A 21,022-nucleotide genomic window follows, 5' to 3' on the forward strand; every position below is an offset into this window, starting at 1 on the left:
ATTCAATCAGAGCCGCAACCGCCATATCGGGCCATACGCACAACCTGTCGCTTTGGCGGCATATTCGGTCGAGGCCAAGCTGGATGGCTTGCCGCGGCCGTCATCGTATCCTGGTTGCGCTGAATCGCCGTCATCTGCCACGACGGGAATCGGAAGAAAGACTTACGGTTCCGGAATCCTGTGCACGACGGGTCGCAGCAATCAGCAGAAACCTGTGCGTCTGCCGCAAATTGTCATATCTGCGCGGATATTTCCCGGAATCTGCTGCGCGGCCATGACGGGAACCGGAACATGGAGCCGTAACTCCGAGGTCCCGGCATACCACTGGCATGGCAACCCCGCACCGGACCTGTATTCTCGCCTCCACTTGACGTACGCGCGCAGGACCTCGCAATCGCGGCGATATCTCGACTTCCCCGCCGCAGACGGCTCCCGACGGAAGCCGAAGAGCGGAACGGAAGCCGAGGACGAGGCTCCCCTCCCCCGGCACAAACAGCTCCGGGAGCGGCGTTTCAGCCCGCCACTGCTATCGCCGTGAACACATACGCCGCCGGCGGCAGGCCAATCAACCTGTCGCCGGCGGCGTGTGGGAAGAAGGGAAGGAAGAATCCCGGCGGAGCCGGATCACCGTTGCATGTCAGCAGCTGTGCGACCCGGCTCTGCTATGGGGGTTGTGTTCGGGTCAGGCTTGGACATCACCGCCCTTGGATGCTGCCGGAGCGGCGGTCTTGGCCTCATTGCGGCGCTTGATATAGCGCTTGATGGTGAGGAATTCAAGACCGATGAACAGCACTGCGGTCACGCACCAGACGGTGATCATCGCAACGCGCCACACCGGGGTCGGCACCTTCGGCGTACCGTTCTCGTACTGCCAGCCGTTGACGGTGGTGTACAGGATGTTCTTCGCAGCCCGACGCATCGCCTTGACTGACGTCGCGGACTTGTCGGTGATGTGATTGGTCACCTTGGTGGTGGCGAGCATCGCATCGTTGCCGGCGCGGATTTCCTGGTCAGCGTTCTGGTAGCCATAACCACCGAAGTAATCGGTGAGCACGAACCCGCGGAAGCCCCATTCGTCACGCAGCACGGTCTGCAGCAGGTTGCTGGAAGCGCCCGCGTAGGTGGCTCCAATGTAGTTGAAGGAGCTCATGACCGCTTGGGCACCGCCCTGCTTGACGCTCATTTCGAAGGGCTTGAGGTACACCTCACGGATGGACTGCTCGTTGGCCCACGTGCACAGCATGCTCAACCGGTTGGTTTCCTGGTCGTTTAGCGCGAAGTGCTTCATGAAGGAATACACGCCACGGGTCTTCGCACCGGCGATCTCGTTGGACGCCATGGCACCGGAGAGCAGCGAGTCTTCGGAGAAGTACTCGAAGGTGCGGCCGGAGTAAGGGTTGCGGTGGATGTTCATCGCAGGGGCATACCAGCCGGCGACATGCATGTCATGCGCCATCTGGCCGATCATCTCGCCGAATTGCTTGGCCAGATCCTTGTTCCACGTGCAGGCGAAGGACGTGGAGGACGGGAAGCCGATCGATCCGACACCGGTGAAGTTGTTGTTCAGAGCCGCCGGGCCATCAGCATCAGTGAGCTGGACCTTGCCGATGGACTTGATGGCTTGGGTGCCGTAGCCGCCGTTGGCGATCAGATTGTCCATATCGTTGAAGGTCAGCTCGTCCAGCAGCTTGTCCCAAGCGGAATCGTCGTAGGACTTGCCACGCAGGTCGCTGAGCTTCACGCCGTTCTTCGCGCCAGTGGTCGGCATCTTGTCGCTGGCGTCGTTGTGGTCGGCTGCCTTGTACAGGTTGTTGTTGGTGAACTCCTTCTTGGCGGCGTCGCTCATCGTGAAATCGGTGGGCGCAGCGGTCGCCTTCGCGTAGTTGGCGAAATGGTTGGCGCGAGACAGGTAGGTCACGTCGCCTTCCACGTTGGAGAACTGGTTGGTCGCGACGGTCTTGTCGCCGTTATGCGTGTCGGAGGCCTTGTTGTAGGTGATGGTCTTCGGCACGTTCACGGTCTGCGTGGCGAGTACGGTGTGGGAATCGGACTGCAGCATGATCTGGTAGTCGCCCTTCTCCAGCACGTATGCCTTGGCATTCTTCTCGTCGTAGGAGGCCATATCATCGTCGTCGAAGGAGATGGCGATGGTCTGGGAGGCGCCCGGCTCGAGCGTCTTGGTCTTTTCGAACGCCACCAGGTTCTTGGTCGCCTTTTCGATGCCGCCATTGGTGTACGGCGGATTGTAGTAGATTTCGACGGTGTCCTTGCCGGCGGTCTTGCCGGTGTTGGTGACGGTCACCTTGAGGGAGACCTTGCCGTTGCTGTACGTGACTTTGCCCATCTTCTGGGTGAAATCGGTGTAGCTCAGGCCGTAGCCGAAGGGGTATTGGACGATGTCATTGTAGTTGATCAGCCCTTCGCTGGCTGCGGTCTCGTAGAACTTGTAGCCCACGTAGATGCCTTCGGCATAGTTGACGAAGGTCGGGGTGCTCTTCTGTTCCTTGCCGGTGAAGCCGATGTAGCTGGCGGCCTGCGCGTCGGCGTCCTTGTAGGCGAAATATCCGAAGTTGTTGTAGCTGACGGACTTGGTAATGTCCTTGAGGAAGGTGTCGGAGGTCTTGCCGGACGGATTCACCTTGCCGGCGAGCACTTCGCCAAGTGCGGTGAAACCGGTCTGGCCTGCAGGTGGGCACCACAGCACGGACTTGATTTGCGGATAGTCCTTGAGGAAGTCGAACTGGAAGGCGTTCGCGCCGTTGTACACGAGGGTGACATTCTTGAAGTTCTCGGTGACGAGCTTGACCATATCGCGCTCGGTCTGGGAGAGCTCCAGGATGCCCTCACCGTTTTTGAAGTCCTCGTAATCCTTGGAATTGTTGGTGTAGGTGATGCCCTTGGCCTTCATATTGGTCGGCAGGTCCGCGCCTTCGCCGCCGACACGCGTGATGACGATCACGGCCTGGTCGGAGAAGTTCTTGGCCTGGGTCATCAGCGAATCGGAATACTGCGAAGCCGGCACTTCAGGCAGAGTCCAGTCTTGGGCGAACATCTGGACCTGCGGGCGGTCTTTACGATAATCGGTGTACAGCTTGGTCAGCTGGCTGTTGGTGGTCAGGCCGGCTTTCTTCATGCCTTCGAGCATGGAAACGGTCGGGTACTGGGTGGACATGGAGCCGGAGCCCGTTCCGCCGTATACCGGATTGGTGGAGCCCCAGCCGAACACGTTGACCTTCTTGCCGTTCAGCGGCAGATTGGAGTCATCGTTCTTCAGCAGGGTCACGGCCTCTTCCTCGACGCTGTTGGCGAGCTTGTTCGCCTGGGCCACTGTGCTCGACGACAGTTCGTACTTGGTGACGGTCGCATTGTTGAGCAGCGTTGACAGCGGGCCGGACAGCATCATGGATATCGCGACGACGATCCCCACCAAGGCCACGAGCCACGACTGGGAATGCACGAGCTTACGCGTCGCGACGACATGAACGGTTTTCTTATTGACGGCGATGGTGATGATGATCGCCAGCAGCAGCAACACGCCTGCAGTGACCAGATACGGCACCAGCGAGTTGATGACGGCGACTACGTCTGCCATGTTGATCTGTAACATGGTCGTCTCCTCCTTGTGATGGTGATGCATGTCTCGACCGTGTCGATGTGGCTTCCGCGCCTCACACCGATGTGCTGCCCGTCTTCGGGAGCGATCCGACATGCGTTGATGCTATTGCATCAGAAAATACGGTTCGTTGTTCGGCTCCACCCCATCCTGTCATTTCGGGTGCATAATCTGTATGCTTCATGTGCACGACATGCGGGGCGCCATGGCAAGCCTCGCGCGGTTTCGCTCTGGTGTCACTAGGATTGGGGGTATGAGCGATTTGAACGCGTTAAATCTCGAAGCGGGCGAAGAAATCGGCGGCTATACGCTGATTTCTCGTCTCGGCAGCGGTGCGATGGGATCGGTTTGGCGCGTCAAAGATGACGGCGGGCAGGAATACGCGATGAAAATCCTGCGCGATTCCTTGGTTGATGAGGGCGATGCGACCGCGCAGTCCGCACGCAACCATGCGACCGCCCGCGAGCGCCTGCGTCGTGAGGCGATGGCGTTGCGCCGGATCAGGCATCCCGGCGTGTGCTCCATCGTGGATATGGAGTTGGATGATGCGGTTGCATTCATTGTCACGGAGCTGATTGAGGGCAGGAACCTGCGCGAGGACGTCGCTGCAAACGGCCAGTATGTGGGCGATGATTTGGAACGTCTGTCGCGCAAGCTCATTGACGCGGTCGAAGCGGTGCACGCGGCGGGGATCGTGCATCGCGATATCAAGCCGACGAATGTGATGATTGCGGCGAGCGGCCCTATTCTTGTGGATTTCGGCATCGCGATGGGCGAGGGGGAAAGCCATGTCACCCGGACCGGATTGGTGATGGGGACGCCCGGGTTCATCGCTCCTGAAATCATTGATGGTGCAGAGTCAAGTGAGGCGACGGATTGGTGGTCGGTCGCCTCGGTGCTGGCGTTCGCGGCGACCGGTCAGCCGGTGTTTGGTACTCAGCCGATGATGGCGGTGCTTGAACGCGAGGCGCGCGGTAACGCGAATCTTGCCGGGCTTCCTGCGCGCACGGCGGCAGCCTTCCGTTCAGCGCTTGACCCGGATCCGGATCACCGGTGCACGCCGAAACAGTTGTTGCAAACGATCGCCGTGGATGCGCTCGACCCAGCCGTTTGGCATGATGCGCAAGAGCAGATGGTGGATGGACAGACGGTTGCGTTCCCTGCGGCGGGGGACGAGACACAGTCCGGCGATGGGGATGCGATGCTCCCTTTTGACGGGGACGATGCTGCGGATGCCGGGCAATCCGGTCATACCGGGCATGGGAATCCAAGGTCCTTGTGGTCGGATGACGCCGGCAGCGCCCTTGGCCCCTCCGGTTCCCCTGGTGCTGTTGACACTGCCGACAGTCCCGAGGGTGAGGATTATGCAGATCCTGCCACCACGGTGATCGACGACCAACCGACCGTCGCCGCACCGGCTCCGATTGCGTCCACCGCAGTGATGCCGCACGATGACGCTACGCGTCCGCTTCCCGACGCTTCCGGGGTTGTCGGGACTGTGAGCGAGCCGCTTGCACCGACCGCAGTTGCGAGCGACGGGAACGAAGCCGAATCGACACCCCCGGAACAGCACCAGCCCAATCCTGTCGATATCAGGCGCGCGCAGTACTTCAAGCGTGGGATTCTCCCGCTTGCCGCATTGACCGTCCCGATTGCGATAACCGCTGCGGCGATGCCGGTGATCGCTTGGATTCTCGCTGGCATCCTGATGTGGCTGCTCACTGCAATAGGACTGAATACCGGTTCACAGCTCGATCGGGAAAGCAAACGTGGCGGGACCCGGAAACGTGGCGATGGAGCGCTGCGCGTGGCGACCATGCCGTGGCATATCGTCAAAGGACTGGTGTTGGCCATTCCCCGCGCCGTGTTGGCCGGCGCCATCGCCGTACTGGGTATCATCATCGCCACACTCGCTTTGCATCTGCCGACGTTCCCCACTCCTTGGCATTTCAATGGTTGGGTGGTTCCGTTCGTGTTGCTCGCGGGGAGTCCGTTGTCTATCAGCGGCGGTGTTCTGGCGGGGGCGGCCGCGATTGGATGGCTGGTCAGCGTTTTCGCGACCGGTGCTGCCGCAATCCGGATGGGATCAGGGACCTTGCGCGGCCTCCCGCGCGACGCGACAACCGCTCTGTCGGCAGAAGCGGGCAGTGAGACCAATCAAAGTGACGCGTCCGAGAACCCCGGGGCAAGCCGCCGCACGACGTTGCTGATGATATGGCTGGTGCTGGTGGTCGCCGCCGTGGTTGCGGTGCTGGTGACGAACGCCATCAATTGGGTGCCGTTGACCGTCAGCGGATATATGCGTATATGACCGTCTTGCCGTGCAGGTTGCCGGCTGTGCGGCAAGCCGGCGATCAATTGGTCGGCGCCGCCGCAAGGCCGACATCGTTCGCATATGCGGTTCAGGAGCCCGAGACGTTCCTGCCGTTCTCGCCGTCCTCGATTAGACTATCCGACAGTGAGCGGTCATGGATGCCGCGGTCGCGGAATCGTGCATACCAGAAAGGACAATCATGCCCCAGAACGACAAGAGGAACGCCAAACGCCGTACCCGCGCGGAACGTAGGGCCGAGGAAGAGGCACGTCTCAAAGAGCAGGCTGAGCAGGCGGAACGTGAGCGCAAGCAGCAGACGCTGATCGGCGCGATCGTGGTTCTTGTGGTCGTGGCGTTGGTTGCGGTGATCGGTGTCACGGTGTATCGCAACACTCATCCGTCCTCGACATCCACATCATCCGGCACCGCTTCGCCGTCCTCCGTTGCCGCGGCGAAGAAGGCAATGAACGCGGTGAAGACCAAGCCGTCAAATGCGAATTCGACCGGCGGATTCCTGTTCTCGAAGAACGGCTATAACAAGACGATCAGCGACGCCCCCACCATTGCGCTGTATATGGATCCGATCTGCCCCGGCTGCGGGTCGATGCACCGGCAGATTGATTCGACCCTTGAAGCGATGTTCAAGGCGGGTCAGGTCAATCTCGAGTTCCATCTGATGACTTCGCGTGACGCCAGCTCGTCGGACAACTATTCCTCACGCGCCGCCAACGCCGCGGTGTATATCGTCGAGCATGACGACAACCCGGAGCATCTGCTCAAGTACATCGAATATATCTATGACGAGGACTTCCAGCCGGATGAGGCCGACTCCTATGTCCCGGTGAGCGACAAGAAGCTGCAGGAGCAGGCGCAGAAGGCAGGTGTATCCGCCGCGGTGGCTTCCAAGGCGTTCTCAAACACCTATACCGCGTGGCTGAAGGCTTCGGACACGTATACCAGCATGCGGCCGGAGCTTGCGAACGTGTCAGGTGATTACGCCGGCTATATGACTACTCCTACCATCACCATCAATGGCACGTATCTGGATTTGGTGAAGGTCGGCAAGTACAACATGTCCATCAAGGAAGCGTTGCTCACTTCTATCGGACTGAAGGAAAGCCAGGTCGGTAAGAGCGGCGTCATGCCGTCGATCGGCTCCGGCAAGCCGAAGGCCATCGATACCGGCAAGTAGCCGTTCCGATGGCGTGGGCTTGCCCCGCCGCTGTTTTCCAGTGCCCCGGTCATGTCGGCCGGGGCTTTTGCCGTTCGGGGGTCGAAGGCAAGCACGTATTGTTCGCCCCTAGCGTATATTTTCAAAATCCACACATTTTACTTTTGTATGCAAACGTTTGCCATCGCCCCTGCGGAACCGCGCACGCGACACGGCCCAGACACATCGGTAAACCGATGTTCATCAGCACTGGTATGCTAATCTTCGGTGTGCTTGAGTCGTGGCAACATAATCGACAATATTGTTGTCAATCGGCATGCTCACGCCTCCTTAGCTCAGATGGCCAGAGCGGCCGCCTTGTAAGCGGCAGGTCGTCGGTTCGATCCCGACAGGAGGCTCGAAACGTGGTACAGTATTATCGTGTCGCACCAGCGGCACCACGTTGAGTCTTACTGCGAGTAAGTAAGCCAAGGGTCTTTCCCCCCAACTACGACCCTTGGCAACATAAAGGTGGAGCGTCCCCCAACCAGCTTCACCTTGAGGGGGGCCGGAACATCCCCTTCTCTTCGGCCCCCCTTTTTCTTTTCAAGTCCGCCCATAGTGGCGGGCTTGCTTTTTTCCAGCATAACCCGCAATCCCAGCACCGGCACAAGTTCACGCGAACTCGCCACCTTCGTAAAATTGGTCACACTGAGTCCGTTTGCGGCATTATCGGCATCAAGAGGCGGATAAACGTCAACCCCTCGTGTGCTACGGCGCCACACCCGAATCCGCCACCTCAGCGTTCCGCGATATGCGACACATCACCGAAACCCGCGAATGTGGGAGAATGTTGCGAGCTCCGTCAAACAGCGCACCGCGACCGAACAAACCGCTACAATGCAAGCCAGAGGCCTGCCATACAGGCAGCCCGCTCAGCGATTTCGGAAGGTGATGGCATGGCGCGTCGTTGGACCCCACAACGCACGGTGATACTGCGTCGCATCAGAGTGGCATGCTGCTCGGTTGCGGTTGTGCTCGCCTCAGTATGTACATTCGCCGTCGGTGCGAGAAAAACCGTTGCGCTCTCCATCAACGGGCAAACCACGACAGTCACCACATATGCGTCCTCGGTAGATCGCCTGTTGGACGAGCAAGGCATCACCATCAAATCCCACGACCTCATCGAATCGACGTCAAAAGGTTCGCTCAAAGACCACGATGTGATTACCATCCGCTCAGCATACGAGACCACCATCAATATCGACGGCACCGAAGTCCCGTTCTGGACAGTCGCCACAAGCATGGACCAGCTGCTCGGCTTCTTCGAACAAAACGAACAGGCCGCTTCGAAAGTGACCGTCGACATCAAGAACGTCTACAACCAACTCACCGGCGGCTTGGTCATCAACGAAAGCGGCCCGGTCACCGTCATCGCCGACGGCGTCACCTCCATCGCCCCGAACGGCAAGCTGACAGCGGCATCCATCCTTGATTCCAAGGGCATCACGCTCGGCAAAGAAGACCGCGTCAGCGTCGAACGAGACAACGGGACGACCATCCTGCGCGTGCAACGCGTCAAACACCAAACCGAAACCCGCACGGAAACCATCCCCTTCGACACGCAGACCGTCGTCGACAACAGCCTCCAACCCGGCCAGACCGTCGTCCAACAGGCCGGGCAGAACGGCACCAAAGTCGACACCTATGACGTCACTTACGTCGATGGAGTCAAGGAAAGCGAAACACTGACCTCGTCACAGACCACAGCCGCCCCGGTCATGCAGATCATCGCCGTAGGACCGGAGCAGTCAAGCGATTCCAACGATTCTGACGGTTCCGACAGTTCCGACAGTTCCAGCAGCGGGTCGGCAGCGCAAGGCGACACGGACTCCGACGATTCAGCTTCTTCGTCATCGTCGTCATCGTCATCATCGTCCTCCTCGTCACCATCCGCTTCGGCATCATCATCCCCGTCCTCGTCCGCCAGCGCTTCCCCGAAACCGGCACCATCGAAAACGGCCACGGCGACACCAAGCCCGTCGAAGACCACAACAACGCCGAAGCCGGCACCAAGCCAGACCGCAACATCCAAACCAAGCCCCAGCCCGAGCAACACCGCATCGACCGGCGGATCATCCGGCAGCAGCTCCTCCGGCAGCGGCAGCTCCTCGGCGGCAGGTTCCAGACTATGGCATCCGACAGTCCAGCAGGCGCAAACCTATGCCGCCGGCGCCGCCGCGCAACGCGGATGGACCGGCAACGAATGGACATGCCTGCTGAACCTGTGGACCAAAGAATCCGGCTGGCGGTGGTCCGCAGGCAACCCCACCTCGGGCGCCTACGGCATCCCCCAATCCCTGCCCGGCAGCAAAATGTCCCAATTCGGCGCCAACTGGAAAGATGATGGCGCCGTCCAGATCGACTGGGGCCTGTATTACATCACCATCCGCTATGGCAAACCTTCCGTAGCCTGGCAACACTGGAAAGATTACAACTGGTACTGATCCGCCATCCGGCCATCACGAACACGAGACTCGACAAGAAGCACGAATGAACACCACAACATCTCTACAAGCGGCGGACAACCGAGAAAACACCGCCACAGACCGCCCTGGGCACCTGCTCGGAGCCGCCGACATCCGCCGCATCGCCGCCGAAGCGGGCATCCGCCCGACCAAGAAATTCGGCCAGAATTTTGTCATCGACCCCGGCACTGTGCGCAAAATCGTCCACGAATCCGGTGTGTCTGCCGGCGACACGGTGTTGGAAGTCGGACCGGGACTCGGATCACTCACCTTGGCGCTCTTGGAAGCCGGAACCGATGTCACGGCGATTGAAATCGACCCGCCCCTGGCACAACGTCTGCCCGGCACCGTCGCACAGTTCATGCCGCAAGCCACAAACCGGCTGCACGTCATCAACCATGATGCCCTGACCGTCACCCCTGAAGATACGCCCGGACTATCCGCCGCCCGTCATATCACGCTGGTCGCGAATCTTCCGTATAACGTCGCCACACCGATCATATTGACCCTGCTTGAACGATTCCCCCAACTTGACCGGTTCACGGTCATGGTGCAGAAAGAAGTCGCCGACCGTCTTGCGGCGACACCGGGAAGCAAAATCTACGGCACGCCGAGTGTAAAACTCGCATGGTACGGCATTGCGCAACGGTCGGCGATGATCGGCCGTAACGTGTTCTGGCCGGCCCCGAACGTCGATTCAGCCTTGGTCACCTTCACCCGGTACCCCGAAGGCCAATTGCCGGAAGCATCTGAGCTGGGCGCCGCACGCGCCGATGTGTTCGCACTGGTTGACGCCGCATTCGGGCAGCGGCGCAAAACCCTGCATGCCGCCCTCAAACGCATGGTCGGCCCGGAGGCTTTCACGGCTTGCGGCATCGATCCGACCCGCCGCGGGGAAACACTGACTATCCAAGAGTTCACACGCCTTGCCGCCGCGCAGTCGGCACAGGAGAGCACCGAAGGAAAGCAGGAATCGGCATGAAGGTGAGCGTGGACTGCCCCGCGAAAACCAATCTCACCTTGCATGTCGGCGCAAGACATGCCGATTGGGACGGGCGGCATGAGCTTGACACCATCTACTGCGCGCTTGGCGTCTACGACACGGTCACGGTATCTCCCACGAATCCGGGAAGCGGCGTCCGACTGTCTATGGGTGGCGATCATCTCGCCGACCTCGAGCACAACGGCGACATCAGCAGCAACCATGCTGTGCGTGCTGTCAACGCGTTGGCGCAGGCGAGCGGGCATGATGCCGATGCCGCCGTGCATATCACCAAACGCATTCCCGTCGCCGCAGGTCTCGCCGGGGGTTCGGCTGATGCCGCGGCGACACTGCTCGCCTTGGACACGTTGTGGAATCTTCACTGGCCGATTGAGCGCCTTCAGTCGGTTGCGGCGACGCTCGGCGCCGATATGCCGTTCTGCTTGACTGGCGGATACGCGCATGGCACCGGATTCGGCGAGCGCATCACTGCGATACCACCGGACAGTGATGCCGCCGAACGGCTGCGCAATCAGGGATTCGCGGGTTTGGTGCTCGTCGGGGCGTACGATACGCAGCTCAGCACGCCTCGTGTGTATGCTGAATTCGACCGTATCGGTGACGGATGGCGGCGCGACGGCGATGCCAGGCCAAACAACGATCTTCAATATGCCGCGGTGCAGCTTCATCCTCGCAGCGGCGAAGCGATGGATGCGGCGGTCGCAGCCGGGGCGACCCATGCGTTGGTGTCCGGTTCGGGACCTTCCGTTGTCGCGTTCGTGCCGGATTCGCAAGCGATGGCGGCAGTTGCCGCTACCTGGCGCGCCGGCGATGCCGTTGATCGGATCATCGAGGCGCAAGCCCCGGCTGTGCCGCGGATCCACGTCGTTCCCGGAGTCAGCGATTGCCGGTAGAGTGGATGGATACAGAACGAAGAGGATGCTATGACCGGAATCTATGATGAACGCGCGGCGCGTAAAGCCTATGTTCGTCACCGCCAGACCGCGGTGTTCACTTTCACCATCATGGGTATGGTGATTGTGCTGATTATCGCCTTGCTGTTTTCGTTCCATGTGTTCGGTCTTGGTGCGGTGCCAACGTCCGAAAACCTGCCGAATTACGGTGTCGCTGCGGCTTGTGCCGTCCCGGATTCATCGGGCACGGCGAAATATGTCGATACGTCTACCGTCCATGTTCGCGTGCTCAACGGCACCCAGCATTCGGGATTCGCGCGCGCTGTCGGCGAGGCGCTCACCAATCGCGGGTTCACTGTCGAAAACGTGTCGAACTATCAGAAGACGGACGTCAAGCAGACCATCATTTATTACGGCAAGAACAACATCAATGAGGCGTACACGCTCAATGACAACTTCACCGATGCGGTCTTGAAGATGGACGATCGTCAGGACAAGCTCATTGACGTCGTGCTCGGCGCCACGTTCAACAATCTCAAGACCAAGTCGAAGGTGCTGGGCAAAGGCGCGAAAATCAGCAATATCAGCGGCTGCCAGGACGGCAGCAAGATGACGAATCTGCCCAAAGCCTTGGCTCATGACGCGGTGAACTGACCGCCCGGGGGCGACCCGCACGGCGTCCTGCTTTCTGTCGCCACAACCGGTCATGCTGAACCCATCGTCAGCATGACCGGTTGTTTGTTGGACCGCATACCGTGCACACGCCTGATTCGGGCCGGTCTCATGCCTCTTCTGCCAGGTGCGGCGTCCGTCATCCGGCGTGCGCAGATGCGTGCGGACGCTATGCTCACGCGCCCTCCGACGCAGCCCATCGCTTGAGTTCCTCTACTGCCGCATCATGACCGACAGGACCGTTATCCAAGCGGTATTCCAGCATGTGCTGGTAGGCGGCTCCCACGTTCGGCCCCGGCTCAAGCCCAAGCAACTGCATGATTTCGTTGCCGTCGAGTTCAGGGCGAATCGCCTCGATGTCTTCGCGCTGTTTCAGATCGCGCACCCGTTGTTCCATTTCGTCCATCGCATCGGAGAACATCTGGGCTTTACGCTTGTTTTGCGTGGTCGCGTCGGCGCGGGTCAGCCGGTTGAGACGCTCGTACAGCGGCCCTGCGTCGCGCACGTAGCGACGAACCGCGGAATCGGTCCAAGGCTCGTCGACATACCCATGGAAACGCAGGTGCATATTCACCAGTTCGCTCACATCCTGGACGATATGATGGTCGAAATGCAGCGCGCGCAAACGTTTGCGCGTCAGCTTCGCGCCGACGGCGTCATGATGGTGGAAGCTGACTTTGCCATGGTCTTCGAACCGCCTGGTCGCCGGCTTGCCGATGTCATGCAGCAGCGCGGCGAGTCGCAATTCGAGGTCGGGTGCGGGCACCGGGCCGTCGGGACCGGTTTCCAACGCCACCGCGCGATCAAGCACAATCATGGTGTGCTCGAACACATCCTTATGCCGGTGGTGTTCGTCGATTTCCAGTTTCAACGCGGGGATTTCCGGCAGCACGATATCGGCGAGCCCGGAATCCACCAACGCCTCCACACCGGCACGCGGACGGGATGACAACAGCATTTTGACGAGTTCGTCACGGACACGCTCGGCGGAGACGATACGGATGCGTTCAGTCATCTCGGTGATCGCCTGCGCGGTTTCAGGTTCGATGTTGAATCCCAGTTGGGCGACGAAGCGAATCGCGCGCATCATGCGCAGCGGATCGTCGTCGAAGGATTGCCGCGGATCAACAGGCGTGCGCAACACGCCTTTGGCCAGGTCATTCGCGCCGCCGAACGGATCGACGAATTCCAGATCCGGCACACGCAACGCCATGGCGTTCACCGTGAAATCACGCCGGGACAAATCCCCTTCCAGCGAATCGCCGTAGTTGACTTCCGGCTTGCGCGAATCAGGGTCGTACGTGTCACTGCGGTACGTGGTGACCTCAACCTGTACGGGTGTGCCATCAGGCCGACGGCGCATCGCCCCGAGCGTGCCGAATTTGCGGCCCATATCCCAGAACCCGTCATGCCCCCACGACCGCAGGATATGTTCAAACTGCTCAGGCCTGGCCGAAGAACAGAAATCAAGGTCGTGGGATTTGCGATGCAGCAACAGGTCGCGCACCGGACCTCCCACGAGAGCCAGCTCATACCCTTCATCCGCGAACATATGACCCAGCTCTATCGCTTCTGGCCAGACTTCGAAGTTCAACGCACGCCCTTTCGATTCAGCACTTTCTACGCCTCCAAGCATACCGTTACTCCACCTGCACATTGGTTTGAGTAAGGTGGAAGACATGATTACTCCCGCAGACTTTGCGCGCATGCTCGCCAACGCTGCGGACAAGCATACCCAAATGGGCCCGTCGTCCGACACGCTGATGTACACATCGCAGTCGGAAGAACCCGTGAAATATCAAGATATCGAGCCGGGAACCCCTACTCCTGCGCTGATGCCCCACCGCAGGGCTGGCGACACGCCGGCAACCTTCGCTTCGCTGGACGCGCAGGAACTTCCGGTGGTCAGGGAGTATTCCGCGGGCGGACTCGTGTTCGATGATCTCGGCCGTGTCGCGATCATCGCCCGGCATTCGCGCAGCGGGCATCTGGAATGGTGTCTGCCGAAGGGCCATATCGAGAAAGGCGAAACGCCTCAAGAGACCGCAGTCCGTGAAGTGCATGAGGAAACGGGGATCCTCGGCGAAGTGGTTGATTCCATCGCCACGATCGACTACTGGTTCACCGGCACAAACCAACGCGTGCATAAGCTGGTGCATCATTATGCGCTTCGCCGGATCAGCGGCGAACTCACGGTGACCGGCGACCCCGACCATGAGGCGGAGGACGCGATCTGGGTGAAGTTTGAGGATCTGGACAATGTGCTCAGCTATCCTAATGAACGCAAGATCGCATGGCTTTACGCCAGGAAACTGAACAGGCAGGCATAACGTTGAACTACCCCGCACATCATGGCGTCCGGTTGGCGCGGATGCAGCGTCTGCTGCGCCTGCTGGTCGCCTGTATCCTCGCTGTCGTCGTGCCCTCGATGTTCGGGTATGCTGCCGCAGATGCGAGTACGGTAACCGCCACCGGCAAAGCGTCCGGCTCCTCCTCGACCGCCGCCTCACGTACCACGTCGCGGCAGAAGGATTCCACGATCTCGATGAGCATTGACAGCGCCACGCCGGTTGTCACCGCCTCATCCGGCTATCATCTGCAGCTCACCTTGCGCAACACGTCGAGCGTAGCCACCGGCGATGGCACGGTGACGGTCGCCGCGAACGCGCTGTACACCTTCGTTTCCCGTACCGATATCCAAGATTGGGCGCAAGGCCAGTCGCGCATTCCTATGAACAATCAGCTGGCGCAAGTCGATGTCGGCAGCATTGCCGCCCATGGCACGACGACGGTGACCGTCGATATCGATGCATCCGCCGCGCAGCTGGCTGCAATCACCAGTTGGGGGCCGAAACCGGTACGTATCTCCTATGCTTCGGCATCAGGCTCAGCGAGCGCTTCCCTGCACACGTTCCTGACCCGTTCAACCGACGGGTTGACAACGGCGAATACGCCGGCGATGAATATCACGGTCGTCCAGCCGCTCAGCACGACAGCCTGGCAAAGCAATACGACCATCGTGTCCAATATCGTCAACGCGGAGCACGCATGGTTGAACTCGTCTTCGATTGTCCGCGCGGTATTCACCGGTACTGACGCGTCCAAGCGCGAACGGGCTGAATCTCAACTGCTCACGAAGCATGCCAAACTGCAGGTCGTCGCCGATCCCATGTACCTGCAATCCATGTCCATCCCCGCGCAGGCGTCGGCGATCAGCCAGCCAGGTATGTTCGACATTACGGGGTATGCAGCGCTCAACACGCCCGCCGCCTATCAATCAGCCGGTGTCAACACAACCGATTGGAATGCTTCTGCCAGTATGGCCGCGTATCGTTCGGCGGTCGGCAGCACGAACGCGACGCATGACATCATCGCGTGGCAAGGCAGTGGTCGTTGGACAAGCCAAGCGCTGAATACCGCACGGGAGCAGGGGTATTCGACAGTCATCGCCACTTCCGGGTACGATGCCGGCAGTTCCGGCACCGTTCATACGGGCAAATATGTCGTTTCCACCGATTTCGGCGATGTGACGGTCCTGGCCGCGCAGCAGGAACTGACCGGTCTCGCCCAAGGCAAGGCGACCAGCAGCGAAGCCGATAGTGAGACAAGCGACGCAGGACGCCTGTCACGGTTTGTCGCGCAAAGTGCGTTCTACCAGATGGAGCAACCGTATACGTCCCGTAATCTGCTGGTCTGTCTCAAGTCTGGGGCGTCAACGGCACTGATCGACACCCTGATGAGCGCTATTGAACAATCCACATGGTTGAATCTCACTGATTTGAATACCCTTATCGCTTCAGACGCCTATGCCAGCGGCGCTGATGCCGCGAGCCTCGTCCCCCAATCCTCCGGTTTGAGTGAGGCGGCGCGCAAACGTCTGGAAGCCGCATTGTCGACGTTTGCGGCGAGCGCGCGGAGTTTGAGCCAGTTCAAGGAACATATTCTGTATGCCAATTCAACGTCGTCGCCGTCTGCGAGCGCGACCGCCAGTACGTCCAATAGTGGTGACGAGCAATCACTGGCACGGCATGATGCCACGAAGGTCGCGGAGAACAATGCGAAAGGCCCTTCCACGTGGATGAATTGCCTGGCTTCTTTGCATTCGCGTATGGGTGTGCTCGCGTTATCCGGTAACGCGGCGGTTATCCAGCGCATGGGCGATGCCGCGACGGGCTTGTCGTCTACACTGTTGAACAATGTGTCCATCACCCAAACCGATACGGTCACGGTGGTCAGTGAAACAGCCAGTCTGCCGGTTACTGTGACGAACGCGAACCCGTATCCGGTGCGGGTCCGCGTGTCTTCGCTGACCGACTCCATGGAAATTGTGACCAGCCGGTACGCCGATGTTACGGTTCCTGCCCGTGGGGAGGCGCAGGTCACTTTCACCATCCGCGTGGCGACTTCCGGTTCCACCTCTGTACATCTGACGCTTCTGGACCGTAAGGGTTCCGGTTTTTCGTCGGCACAGACGACAACCATCACCAGTTCCCTGCAAATCAGTGACAAGACCGGCATCGCGTTTATCGGTGTGGCCTTTTTGCTCGGCGTGCTTGGCCTGTGGCGTCAATTCCATCGGAAGAAAGATCCTGACGAATGAGTTCCTCGGTTGGACATAATTCCCTCGTGATGGCCGTCGGTACGGCGGCTTCCCGGCTGACCGGCCAGATCCGCACGATTTTGCTCGCCGCTGCGGTCGGCACGACCGGTATGGCCGCGAACGCGTATCAGGCCGGTTCGATGATCCCGCAGGTGATTTTCACCTTGATTTCGGGCGGTATTTTCAATGCGGTTCTCGTTCCCCAGATTGTGCGCACGCTCAAAGAGGATGACGCCGAGGATCGGCTGAATAAGCTCATCACCTTCGCAATCGCGCTGCTTGCCGGCATTACGCTGGCGATGATGCTGTTGACGGCTACCACTCCGGCGTTCACGCATCTGTATGCGAACGGCGGCAAGGATATGCTGGCGTTGACCAATGCGTTCGCATTGTGGTGTATGCCGCAGATTTTCTTCTATGGCTTGTATACGGTGCTCGGCCAGATTCTGGCGGCGAAGAATCATTTCGGCATGTACGCGTGGAGTTCGGTTGCGGCGAATATCGTCAGTTGTGCCGGATTCACGCTGTTCATTGTGATGTTCGGCAAGGCTGACAACCAGCCGTTGAGCTTCTGGACGACGGGGAAGATCATGCTGACCGCCGGCACGTGGACGCTGGGTGTGGCCGTTCAGGCGATTGTGCTGTTTGTGCCGTTGTTCAAATTGGGGTTGCGGTACCGTTGGCGCTGGGGCGTTCATGGCATTGGTTTGCGTTCCATGGGTTCGATTGCTGCATGGAGTTTGGGGATTGTCGGCATCGACCAGCTGTTGACGATTATTTCGACTCGTATCACTACGAATGCCCCGCTGCGCGCGCATCAGCTGTTCGGCATCGACGAGACGCTGGTGGCGGGCAATGCAACGTATCAGAATGCGTTTACGATTTATATTCTTCCGTATTCTTTGATTGCGGTGTCCGTGGCGACCGCAGTATTTCCGAGGATTTCCCGAGCGGTTGCCGACAACGACCTGGCCGCCGCCCGTAATGATTTGAGTGATGCGCTGCGGAATGTCACGCTGTTGATGAGTTTCTTCTCCGCGGTATTCGTCGTCCTGTCCGTCCCGATTTCACTCGCCTTGCTGCCGTCGATCAGCGTGGGCGAGGCGCAGCTGATGTCGGGGCCGATGATAGCACTGTCGTTGTCATTGCCATTGTCAAGTTCCTATCTGATCATCCAGCGCACGTTCTACGCCTTTGAGGACGGGCGTTCCCCGTTCATTTTCATGGCGGTCCAGCTCAGTATCCAGATGATTACGCTGTTGATCGTCACCAAGTTTTTTTCTCCGCTGCAGTGGACGACGATGCGCGGTGTCGCCGTCACTTTGGCGTATACGCTCTCCTTCCCGTTGCTGGTATGGATGTTGCGCAAACGCTTTGAGAATCGCCTGGACGGCCGGCGGATCGCTTTGTCCTATATCAAGGCGACTGTTGCTGCTGTCGCCGCCGCGATTGTCGGAATATGGCTGCGCACCCCTGTTGAGCATATCCTCGGCGCGGAGCTCACTCCGTCAGGCGGCCATATGAACTGGCTGCAGTCCGTCGGCGTGTGCGTTGTCCTCGGCATCGTCATCATCGCGGTCTATGTGGGTGCCTTGTGGGGTATGCATACGCAGGAATTGGTCACGATGGTGTCGTCGCTCAAGGCGCGCATTGCCGCCCGCCGGCAGAGCGGTGCGGCCGTTGTTCCGGATGCGGCGGGTATCGCCGACAATGCCGATGATGCAATGTCCCATCTTGAGGGTGGGAATGGTTCCGAAACGGCCGATGATGATGCCGACTCTCATGACGATTCGGACGGTACCCCGGCCGCCGGTCAGGATGACAGTCAACCGGCCGGTGCCGCAACTGATCGTGCTGCCACTGGCAATCCGGATGAGGCGCCCAGCAATGGCCTTGCCCAGACGGATACCGGCCAACATGTCGGTCTTGTGCAAGACACGGCAGTCCCCGCAGCCATTTCGACCACTCCAGTCGTTAGAATGACTACTATCACATCACCCGCGAGCACGCGAATTTCTCGTTATGGAGCCGAAGGAACTATGAAGCCTCAACTGGGAGATACCGTTATCAACCGGTATACGTTGGTGTCACTGTTGCGTGACGAACCCGGCATACAAGCGTGGAAGGCGAATGATCGTGTCCTCGCCCGCGACTGCCAGCTGTTCATCGTCACCGACGCTGGTGCAATCGCCAAGGTCGATGCGATCGCATCATCGTTGGCATTGTCGCGTAACCGTCGTTTTACCCAGGTTCTTCAGCTCCAGCATCGCGGCGAGGTGTCGATTATCATCACCGCTGTCGATAATGGATTGTCTCTGACCGATTATTTCCATGGGCCGGCATCCGGGACCCTCAGCAATGCCGCCATGCGGTCGATCCTCGGCGAAACTGCCTCAGCGATGCGTCAGCTGCTGGTGGATGGACTGTCGCACTACGCTTTGAGCACGGACACCATCCGTTTGACCGCGAACGGCGTTCAGCTTGCCGACGCGACACTGAGCCCGATGCTTGCGGACACTTCGCATGCCCCGGAAGGTCTGGGAGCGGAACGTTTGGCGACCCGTCAGCTCGCTGCCGTGCTGTATGCCCTGATCACTCGCACTCCTTCGGCGGTGGACACCCGGTTTGATTTGTCCAAGCTCGGCCCGGATGTTCCTGGCGAATTCCGTCTGATCTGCCATCGCGGTTTGGAATCTGACGGGAACAGCAACGTCGTTCCTATGGAGTCGCTTGCCGAACTCACCGCTTTGCTGGGTGATTGGGAGCCGCTTTCGCATTTGCAGAATAGCGATATCGCCCTGCCAAGCATCGATGCCGAATGCTCGATCGCCAATGCGACGCTCAAGACGCCTGATCCCGCGCGCATTCTTGATTTCCCGCAAGATCTTTCCTCGTCGTTCGAACAGCACTCATACGCGCAAGCGGCACAGGCGAGCGTCATGCCGGTATCGGCCCTTGCGACGCCGGACGCCAACAGTGAGAACGCGGACCATGACAAAGCTCTCGCCGCCCGTCAGCAGGCCATTCAGCAGGCGATGCAGCAGGAATCCGCCGAATGGATGAAGAACAGCCAAGCGGTTCCTCGCAATCCTGCCAGGCAGGATATCCCCCACCCTGAGGTCACTGATAGCAGCGATTACGATTTTCATGACATCGCCGCGGCCGAGGTGGCCAATATCATGGCTCCTTCTGTGCCTGATCCGGATAACGCGATTTTTCCGAACTTCAATGTGCCGCCCAGCCCGTATACCGATACGCAGGCGACGCTCCGGTTCGATTTCGCCCGAAAGGCGGCGAAGAAAGCTCACCGTCTCCAGCCGCCGTCGGTGAATGAATCAACGAGCCGAATTCCCGTCTACGATGCGAATGGACTGCCGCTTCCTCCCGGTGACGAATCGAGACGCGCATTGGAGAATGAGCAGACGCAGATTCTTGCTGCCAATGCTCCTGTGAGCCGTCCGCCGAGCTTCACGCCTACTGTGGAACCGGAAAAGGAGACGCAGGAGAGCTACAATCCGGTCACTCAAGACGATGTGGCCGATGAGAAGCTGTTCGGCCGATTCAGCACGAAGGTCGTGGCGATTGTCGTCGTCATTCTGGTCGTGGCCGCGGCGGCAGGGCTCGCGCTCCATAGCCTTTCCGATGGCACGACGATTGGTGTGGCGAAGCAATCGGGCGCATGGCCTTCTCAGAATCTTGACAAGGTGCCGTTCGGCAGCAGTACGCCTACCAGCGACGCGTCAGCCTCAAGTTCTTCCGGCAAGACGAGTGTCATCACTGAAGATAAGGATGCTTCAGCGGTGCCTACGCCGACGGTTCCGGAGAATAACACCCCGTATTCGATTGACAAGCAGGAGTTCCTCACCAAGCCCGGTGGACAGGACGGGTACGGCTATTACATGCATTTGAGCGAGCCGGAAAGCGTGTACCGCTTCGTGGTGTCAATCAGGTCTTCCGGCGGTACCGGTTATCTGTACGCCAATACGACGGCGGATCCGACGCAGGGCGAGCAGGTTGCCCAGTTCTCCTTCGATGCGAGCGGAACGACCGATGTGAAGCTCACAAAGACGGTCAAGAGCCAGGACTTCCTGATGTGGGTGCCTCGGGATAGCCTGCCGGGCAACCAGCTGTATATCAATTCGGTCCAGTTGTACTGACGGCGTCGGACCGTTTCCGGGGCGGCTCGTTTCCACGTGTTGTGGGCGGCCGCCCCGGTTGTATGTGTCCCGGCGAATTCCTCCGTGCTGGT

At 59.6% G+C, this 21,022-nt stretch carries 11 protein-coding genes and 1 tRNA gene; 10 read left to right on the forward strand and 2 right to left on the reverse strand.

Features of this window, described 5'->3' with window-relative positions:
* Positions 1 to 682: 682 nt before the first annotated feature.
* Positions 683 to 3,607 (reverse strand): glycoside hydrolase family 3 protein, encoded by a 2,925-nt coding sequence (locus tag DSM100238_RS04830; RefSeq protein ID WP_152355569.1) that lies wholly within the window; start codon positions 3,605 to 3,607, stop codon positions 683 to 685.
* Between the two features lie 259 nt (positions 3,608 to 3,866).
* On the opposite strand from DSM100238_RS04830, the gene DSM100238_RS04835 reads away from it, so the two are divergent.
* From DSM100238_RS04835 to DSM100238_RS04865, 7 genes are all read left to right on the forward strand, one after another.
* Entirely contained in the window at positions 3,867 to 5,924 is a 2,058-nt protein-coding gene (locus DSM100238_RS04835) for a protein kinase domain-containing protein (protein WP_240812349.1), read from the forward strand.
* A gap of 202 nt (positions 5,925 to 6,126) precedes the next feature.
* Positions 6,127 to 7,119, forward strand: a complete 993-nt coding sequence (locus tag DSM100238_RS04840) for a DsbA family protein (protein ID WP_152355570.1) — start codon at positions 6,127 to 6,129, stop codon at positions 7,117 to 7,119.
* Positions 7,120 to 7,422: 303 nt separating this feature from the next.
* Positions 7,423 to 7,496: transfer RNA gene (locus DSM100238_RS04845), tRNA-Thr, on the forward strand.
* A 540-nt stretch (positions 7,497 to 8,036) separates the two neighbouring features.
* Positions 8,037 to 9,584, forward strand: a complete 1,548-nt coding sequence (locus DSM100238_RS04850) for an aggregation-promoting factor C-terminal-like domain-containing protein (protein ID WP_152355571.1) — start codon at positions 8,037 to 8,039, stop codon at positions 9,582 to 9,584.
* Between the two features lie 46 nt (positions 9,585 to 9,630).
* Positions 9,631 to 10,587 (forward strand): 16S rRNA (adenine(1518)-N(6)/adenine(1519)-N(6))-dimethyltransferase RsmA, encoded by a 957-nt coding sequence (gene rsmA, locus DSM100238_RS04855; RefSeq protein ID WP_152355572.1) that lies wholly within the window; start codon positions 9,631 to 9,633, stop codon positions 10,585 to 10,587.
* Positions 10,584 to 11,501, forward strand: coding sequence for a 4-(cytidine 5'-diphospho)-2-C-methyl-D-erythritol kinase (locus DSM100238_RS04860; protein ID WP_152355573.1), 918 nt, complete (start codon positions 10,584 to 10,586; stop codon positions 11,499 to 11,501). Before rsmA ends, DSM100238_RS04860 begins: the two co-directional genes overlap by 4 nt.
* A gap of 30 nt (positions 11,502 to 11,531) precedes the next feature.
* Positions 11,532 to 12,155: a LytR C-terminal domain-containing protein gene (locus DSM100238_RS04865; RefSeq protein WP_152355574.1), complete on the forward strand. Its 624-nt coding sequence runs from the start codon at positions 11,532 to 11,534 to the stop codon at positions 12,153 to 12,155.
* Between the two features lie 193 nt (positions 12,156 to 12,348).
* Here the strand turns inward: DSM100238_RS04865 and DSM100238_RS04870 are convergent, their stop codons facing one another.
* Positions 12,349 to 13,767 (reverse strand): CCA tRNA nucleotidyltransferase, encoded by a 1,419-nt coding sequence (locus tag DSM100238_RS04870; RefSeq protein WP_152355627.1) that lies wholly within the window; start codon positions 13,765 to 13,767, stop codon positions 12,349 to 12,351.
* 85 nt (positions 13,768 to 13,852) lie between these two features.
* Here DSM100238_RS04870 and DSM100238_RS04875 point away from each other — a divergent pair, with 85 nt between their 5' ends.
* Genes DSM100238_RS04875 through DSM100238_RS09530 form a run of 3 tightly spaced genes read left to right on the forward strand, consistent with a single transcriptional unit; the run spans position 13,853 to position 20,930 of the window.
* The gene (locus DSM100238_RS04875) at positions 13,853 to 14,503 is read left to right on the forward strand and encodes an NUDIX hydrolase (RefSeq protein ID WP_167511044.1); all 651 of its coding nucleotides are present in this window, start codon (positions 13,853 to 13,855) and stop codon (positions 14,501 to 14,503) included.
* Positions 14,467 to 16,773, forward strand: coding sequence for a DUF6049 family protein (locus tag DSM100238_RS04880; RefSeq protein ID WP_152355575.1), 2,307 nt, complete (start codon positions 14,467 to 14,469; stop codon positions 16,771 to 16,773). The genes DSM100238_RS04875 and DSM100238_RS04880 overlap by 37 nt, the downstream gene beginning before the upstream one ends.
* Positions 16,770 to 20,930, forward strand: coding sequence for a murein biosynthesis integral membrane protein MurJ (locus DSM100238_RS09530; protein WP_240812350.1), 4,161 nt, complete (start codon positions 16,770 to 16,772; stop codon positions 20,928 to 20,930). Before DSM100238_RS04880 ends, DSM100238_RS09530 begins: the two co-directional genes overlap by 4 nt.
* Positions 20,931 to 21,022 lie beyond the last annotated feature (92 nt).

The organism is Bifidobacterium apri, assembly GCF_009299485.1.
Classification (GTDB): Bacteria; Actinomycetota; Actinomycetes; order Actinomycetales; family Bifidobacteriaceae; genus Bifidobacterium; species Bifidobacterium apri.

What these genes read in the sequence shown, in the direction of transcription:
- DSM100238_RS04830 (WP_152355569.1), bottom strand. Translation starts at nt 3,607, where the DNA reads ATGTTACAGATCAACATGGCAGACGTAGTCGCCGTCATCAACTCGCTG.
- DSM100238_RS04835 (WP_240812349.1), top strand. Translation starts at nt 3,867, where the DNA reads ATGAGCGATTTGAACGCGTTAAATCTCGAAGCGGGCGAAGAAATCGGC.
- DSM100238_RS04840 (WP_152355570.1), top strand. Translation starts at nt 6,127, where the DNA reads ATGCCCCAGAACGACAAGAGGAACGCCAAACGCCGTACCCGCGCGGAA.
- DSM100238_RS04850 (WP_152355571.1), top strand. Translation starts at nt 8,037, where the DNA reads ATGGCGCGTCGTTGGACCCCACAACGCACGGTGATACTGCGTCGCATC.
- rsmA (WP_152355572.1), top strand. Translation starts at nt 9,631, where the DNA reads ATGAACACCACAACATCTCTACAAGCGGCGGACAACCGAGAAAACACC.
- DSM100238_RS04860 (WP_152355573.1), top strand. Translation starts at nt 10,584, where the DNA reads ATGAAGGTGAGCGTGGACTGCCCCGCGAAAACCAATCTCACCTTGCAT.
- DSM100238_RS04865 (WP_152355574.1), top strand. Translation starts at nt 11,532, where the DNA reads ATGACCGGAATCTATGATGAACGCGCGGCGCGTAAAGCCTATGTTCGT.
- DSM100238_RS04875 (WP_167511044.1), top strand. Translation starts at nt 13,853, where the DNA reads ATGATTACTCCCGCAGACTTTGCGCGCATGCTCGCCAACGCTGCGGAC.
- DSM100238_RS04880 (WP_152355575.1), top strand. Translation starts at nt 14,467, where the DNA reads ATGGCTTTACGCCAGGAAACTGAACAGGCAGGCATAACGTTGAACTAC.
- DSM100238_RS09530 (WP_240812350.1), top strand. Translation starts at nt 16,770, where the DNA reads ATGAGTTCCTCGGTTGGACATAATTCCCTCGTGATGGCCGTCGGTACG.